Here is a 5,231-nt window from a genome sequence, read left to right as displayed (position 1 = left end):
AAGCCGAGCCCATCGCCATCAAGACCGGCATCACCGATGGACGCCGCACCGAGGTCTCCGGCCCCGGCCTCACCGAAGGCATGCTCGTCATCACCCGCAACGCCACCCCCGCCTCATGAGTGCCGCACCGCTCATCGAGCTCCGCGGGCTCACCAAAACCTACGGCAAAGGAGACGCCGCGTTTCAGGCGCTCAAAGGCATCGACCTCACCATTCACAAAGGCGAATTCGTCGCCATCATGGGCCCCAGCGGCTCCGGCAAGTCCACCCTCATGAACGTGCTCGGCTGCCTAGACACCCTCACCACCGGCAGTTACAGATACGAAGGCATCGCCGTCGAAAATCTCGCCACCGATCAGCGCTCCCTCCTGCGCCGCTACGCCCTTGGCTTCATCTTCCAGGGTTTCAATCTCCTCGCCCGCACCAGCTCGCTGGAAAACGTGGAGCTTCCCCTGCTCTATCGTGGTATGTCCCGCAAGGATCGCCATGAGAAGGCCGTGGCCGCCCTCAATTCCGTCGGCCTCACCACAAAACTGAACCGCACCCCCGGCGAGCTCTCCGGAGGCCAGCAGCAGCGCGTCGCCATCGCCCGCGCCATCGTCACCGAGCCCAGCACTCTCTTTGCCGACGAGCCCACCGGTAATCTCGACTCCGTCACCACCGGCGACATCATGGAGCTGCTCAAACGCCTCAATGAAGACCGCGGCATCACCGTCCTCATGGTCACTCATGACGACCACGTTGCCACCGTCGCCAAACGCAGAGTCGTCATCAAAGACGGCCTCGTGGAGTCAGACATCACCGCACCGCCATGATCTGGAACGCCTTCGCCATCGCGCTGCGTGAGATCAGCCGGAATCTCACCCGCGCCTTCCTCACCGTCCTCTGCATCTTCATCGGCGTCGCAGCCATCATCACCATGGTCACCCTCGGTCAGGGTGCCACGCTTGCGGTCAAGGCGCAGATCTCCAGCCTCGGCAGCAATCTCCTCACCTTGCGCCCCGGTGCCGGTTTTGGTTCACGCGGCTCCTCCGCCGGTGTGCCCAATTTCACCGAAAAAGATGCCGAAATCCTTGGCGAGCAAATCGCCGCCATCGCCGCCATCACCCCCGTGCGCACCGCCACCCTCAGCACCATCTACCAAAGCAACGCCCGAACCAGCACCATCACCGGCACCACCCCCGTCTATTTTCAGATCAACAAATGGACCATCGCCGACGGCCGCTTGTTCACCGATGCCGACCTCCGCTCCGGCAGCGCCGTCTGCGTCATCGGCAACACCGTGCGCGTGGAACTCTTTGGCACCGAAAACCCCGTCGGCGCCAGCATCCGCATCGGCCGTGCTTCGTGCGAAGTCATCGGCCTCCTCGCCACCAAAGGTCAGGCCGGCATGGGAGACCAGGACGACACCATCATTATGCCGCTCTCCTCACTGCAGCGCCGCCTCATCGGCAAAACTTCAGAGCACAGCATCAATCAGATCTCCATCTCCGCCCAGGAAGGCACCGAGAGCCTCGCCCTCATCAGCGACATCACCGAGGTCATGCGCATTCGCCGCAATCTCCACAGCAATCAGGACAACGACTTCAACATCTTCGACACCCGCCAGATCGCCGAAACCCTCGGCTCCACCACGCAGCTCATGACCATGCTCCTCGCCGCCGTCGCTGGCGTCTCCCTGCTCGTCGGTGGCATCGGCATCATGAACATCATGCTCGTCTCCGTCACCGAGCGCACCCGCGAGATCGGCATCCGCCTCGCCATCGGTGCCACCGCAGGCGAAGTCCTCCTGCAGTTCCTCATTGAAGCCGTCACCCTCTCCTGCATCGGCGGACTCCTTGGCATCCTCCTCGCCTTCGCCCTCTGCTACGGCCTCGCCCAAGTCATCAAAGTCCCCTTCAATTTCAACGCTCAGATCAACGTCATCGCCTTCGCCTTTTCAGCCATCGTCGGCGTGCTGTTTGGCTACATGCCAGCACGCCGGGCCGCAAAGCTGAATCCCATCGACGCTCTCCGGCATGAATAACGCTGCCGCTTCAAAGTAGGTTTTCACCCCATGGCAGCGATCCGCCCTCCGGGTGCAAAATAGTCTTGCCATGATGACGCACAGCAAACCACACATTCTCGCCCGTCTTGAAATCGGACTCCGCACCGATGCCAAATGTTTGACCAAACTGGAGGACGAATTGAGGCTCGTTCTTCAGCGTGGCCGTGGTCTCGGCACCGAATACGGCTCCCCCGGAGACTGGAGCAATGCCTGGGGCCATCACTGGGATCAGGTCGAGACAATCCTGTGCCGCATTCATGACCTTGTCAGTGAAGTGCAGGATGGCATCCAAAGCCATGACACAAATCGTCATGAAAAGGCCCTGGAAACCTGGACCAAGCTTCAAATCGAAGACACCCATCTGGAGCAGACCCTCCACGCCCTGCAAGGCCAGGCCGTGGGTCTCAATGCCTCAGCCCAGGCTGAATGGGCCGCCATAGCCCGGACTCTTGAGTCCCATCTACAAGTCATTCACAACTGCGCCGATGCCCTGCACATCAAGCTCGAACTGCTGAAAAACAACTCCAGCGTCGAGGTCGATGAGCACGTGCAAAAGCTCCTCGTCCGTCTCTCCCGCCCGCCTCACTCCCCAAGTGGCAGCTCCATCAACAGCAACGAGGAGTACCAGCATGCCGCCGTCGAACTGCAGCAGGAGAAAAACAAATTCATGGGATTCGTCGATCTCGTCAAATGCATGTTCCTCTGGACCGACTCCACCCAGGAACGCGCCGACAAAAACACCCTGCAGGAATCCTTCTGATCCCGCCCCCCAACCCCAACCATACCCCCTTATGAAAACCAACATCGGCCTGTGGATCGACCATCGCAGAGCAGTCATCGTGCAGGAAGCCAGCGCAGGAGAAGAGATCCACGTCATCCTGTCAGACGCAGACCGTCAGCCGGGCCGCATCGATGGCGAACGCTCCACCGCCTCGTTTGAAGCTCAAAAAGTCAAAGCCGACGACGTCGCTCAGCGCAAGTTCACCGCAGATCTCCATCATTACTACCAGGAGGTGGTGGCGTTTGTGCGTCATGCCAGGGAACTGCTGGTTTTCGGCCCCGGCGAAGCCAAGGGCGAGCTGGTCAGGGAACTCGAACAAGTCCTGCCCAAAGACTTCGTCATCGCCGTCGAGACCGCAGACAGAATGACCGATCGCCAGATCGCCGCCCATGTCCGCGATCATTTCAAAGAAGCAAATTCCGTCATCGCGTTGCATTAGCTTCACCCGCTTCGCATGAAGACACTTCCTCAGCCTGAGATCACCGCATCAAAAGCTGCGGAAGTCTGGTCTCCTGAGTCCGTCCTGGCCATGAACATCTTCCTGCTGCAGCATCCTTTACTGGACATGCAGCCTTGGTTTGAAGAGCAGGTCGCCATACATTTGGGGTGTTCACCCCATGGCAGGCGCGTGGATTATTCGCCTATCGCTTGAGTCATGAAACTCAAGCTCACGCACACCCGAAACAGCCTCCCGGAAAAAACGAGGATCGAAATCACCGCACTGCTTCAGGAGCGCCTCACGGAATCCATCGACCTCATGATGCAGGCCAAGCAGGCGCACTGGAATGTGAAGGGCCACAACTTCATCGCGCTGCATGAGCTCTTCGACAAAGTGTACTCCGACACCGGCACCTACGTCGATCTCATCGCCGAGCGCATCGTCCAGCTCGGCGGCATCGCCCAGGGCACCATTCGAGTTGTTGCCAAAAAGTCCAGCCTCCCGGAATACCCGCTGGACATCACCAGTGGCAAAAAACACGTCGCCGAACTCGCCCACGCCATCGCCTTCTACGGCGAGCTCATCCGCAAGGCCATCGCCACCTCCACGCAGCTCAAGGACGCCGACACCGCCGACATCTTCACCGAAGTCTCACGTGGCTCAGACATGAACCTCTGGTTCGTCGAAGCCCACGAGCAGTCCGAACACTAACCACCCGCTCATATGAATGCTCTCGTTTATCATGGCGTGGGAAAGAAAGCCCTGCAGGACATGCCCAGGCCGGCGCTGCAGGAGGCCTCGGATGCCATCGTGCGCATCACCAAGACCACCATCTGCGGCACCGATCTTCACATCCTCAAAGGAGACGTGCCCACGGTCACCGAAGGCCGCATCCTCGGCCACGAAGGTATCGGCATCATCGAAGAGGTGGGCACAGGCATCACCCGCTTTCGCAAAGGGGACCACGTCATCGTCTCGTGCATCACCTCCTGCGGAAAATGTGAGTACTGCCGCCGTGGCATGTGCTCTCATTGCGATCAGGGCGGCTGGATTCTTGGCAACACCATTGACGGCACACAGGCCGAGTTCGTCCGCATCCCGTGGGCGGACACCAGCCTGCACCACATCCCCGAAAATGCGGACGAGGAGGCCATGGTCATGCTCAGCGACATCCTGCCCACCGGCTACGAATGCGGCGTGCTCAACGGCTGCGTCAAGCCCGGCGACACCGTGGCCATCATCGGGGCCGGCCCTGTCGGCCTCGCCACCCTGCTCACCGCAAAGCTCTACACACCGGCGGACATCATCATGATTGACGTCGATGAGCATCGTCTCGATGTCGCCAAACGACTCGGGGCCACCAAACTCATCGACAGCACCGACGGCAGGGCCATGGCCAAAATCATGACAATGACCTACGGCCGCGGCGTGGATGTCGCCATCGAGGCCGTTGGCGTCCCCGCCACCTTCGAGCTCTGCCAGTCCATCATCTCCCCCGGCGGGCACATCGCCAATGTGGGCGTGCATGGTCAAAGCGCGCCGCTGCATCTTGAAACACTCTGGTCGCAAAACATCACCATCACCACCCGGCTCGTCGATGCCGTCACCACGCAGCTCCTGCTCAAGACCATCATGTCCGGCAAGCTCCTGCCCAAGCAGCTCATCTCCCACCGCTTCATGCTCGGAGATGTCATGAGCGCCTATGAGACCTTTGGCAATGCCGCACGCGATCAGGCGCTGAAGATCATTCTCACCAACTCCTGACCTCAGGGGCGAACGCAGAACGAACGGGGTAAACACCCCATGGTTCTGCGACGGCATCTGTCCCAAGATAACACCGTAAAGCATCCACCTCCCTCCTCCTCATGAACATCATCGTTATCCTTCTCATCCTTCTGCTTCTTGGAGGCGGTGGCTACGGCTTCAGCTCCGGCAACCATTACATCGGCGGCGGCGCCAGCCTCA

The 5,231-nt window shown here is 60.1% G+C and carries 7 protein-coding genes; all 7 read left to right on the top strand.

The features are described 5' to 3' along the window. The first annotated feature begins 115 nt into the window (after positions 1-115). The 7 genes from ACIREA_RS26220 (at position 116) to ACIREA_RS26190 (ending at position 5,030) form a co-directional block, all read left to right on the top strand. Positions 116-814: an ABC transporter ATP-binding protein gene (locus tag ACIREA_RS26220; protein WP_397385279.1), complete on the top strand. Its 699-nt coding sequence runs from the start codon at positions 116-118 to the stop codon at positions 812-814. Then, positions 811-2,025, top strand: coding sequence for an ABC transporter permease (locus tag ACIREA_RS26215; protein ID WP_397385278.1), 1,215 nt, complete (start codon positions 811-813; stop codon positions 2,023-2,025). Before ACIREA_RS26220 ends, ACIREA_RS26215 begins: the two co-directional genes overlap by 4 nt. Positions 2,026-2,095: 70 nt before the next feature. Next, positions 2,096-2,806, top strand: a complete 711-nt coding sequence (locus ACIREA_RS26210; RefSeq protein WP_397385277.1) for a hypothetical protein — start codon at positions 2,096-2,098, stop codon at positions 2,804-2,806. Positions 2,807-2,837: 31 nt separating this feature from the next. Next, positions 2,838-3,266 (top strand): hypothetical protein, encoded by a 429-nt coding sequence (locus tag ACIREA_RS26205; protein ID WP_397385276.1) that lies wholly within the window; start codon positions 2,838-2,840, stop codon positions 3,264-3,266. A gap of 15 nt (positions 3,267-3,281) precedes the next feature. Further along, on the top strand, positions 3,282-3,479 hold the full coding sequence (locus ACIREA_RS26200; protein WP_397385275.1) for a hypothetical protein: 198 nt from the start codon (positions 3,282-3,284) through the stop codon (positions 3,477-3,479). 3 nt (positions 3,480-3,482) lie between these two features. Continuing rightward, complete coding sequence (gene dps, locus ACIREA_RS26195) at positions 3,483-3,977, top strand: DNA starvation/stationary phase protection protein Dps (RefSeq protein ID WP_397385274.1); 495 nt, start codon at positions 3,483-3,485, stop codon at positions 3,975-3,977. A 12-nt stretch (positions 3,978-3,989) separates the two neighbouring features. Further along, complete coding sequence (locus tag ACIREA_RS26190) at positions 3,990-5,030, top strand: zinc-dependent alcohol dehydrogenase family protein (protein WP_397385273.1); 1,041 nt, start codon at positions 3,990-3,992, stop codon at positions 5,028-5,030. The last annotated feature ends 201 nt before the right edge of the window (positions 5,031-5,231 follow it).

Source organism: Prosthecobacter sp., from assembly GCF_044373815.1.
GTDB lineage: Bacteria > Verrucomicrobiota > Verrucomicrobiia > Verrucomicrobiales > Verrucomicrobiaceae > Prosthecobacter.
This window is presented reverse-complemented; position numbering and strand designations above follow the sequence as displayed.

Bases quoted from the DNA above. Each gene is read 5' to 3' on its own strand.
- ACIREA_RS26220 (WP_397385279.1), top strand. From the start codon at position 116: ATGAGTGCCGCACCGCTCATCGAGCTCCGCGGGCTCACCAAAACCTAC.
- ACIREA_RS26215 (WP_397385278.1), top strand. From the start codon at position 811: ATGATCTGGAACGCCTTCGCCATCGCGCTGCGTGAGATCAGCCGGAAT.
- ACIREA_RS26210 (WP_397385277.1), top strand. From the start codon at position 2,096: ATGATGACGCACAGCAAACCACACATTCTCGCCCGTCTTGAAATCGGA.
- ACIREA_RS26205 (WP_397385276.1), top strand. From the start codon at position 2,838: ATGAAAACCAACATCGGCCTGTGGATCGACCATCGCAGAGCAGTCATC.
- ACIREA_RS26200 (WP_397385275.1), top strand. From the start codon at position 3,282: ATGAAGACACTTCCTCAGCCTGAGATCACCGCATCAAAAGCTGCGGAA.
- dps (WP_397385274.1), top strand. From the start codon at position 3,483: ATGAAACTCAAGCTCACGCACACCCGAAACAGCCTCCCGGAAAAAACG.
- ACIREA_RS26190 (WP_397385273.1), top strand. From the start codon at position 3,990: ATGAATGCTCTCGTTTATCATGGCGTGGGAAAGAAAGCCCTGCAGGAC.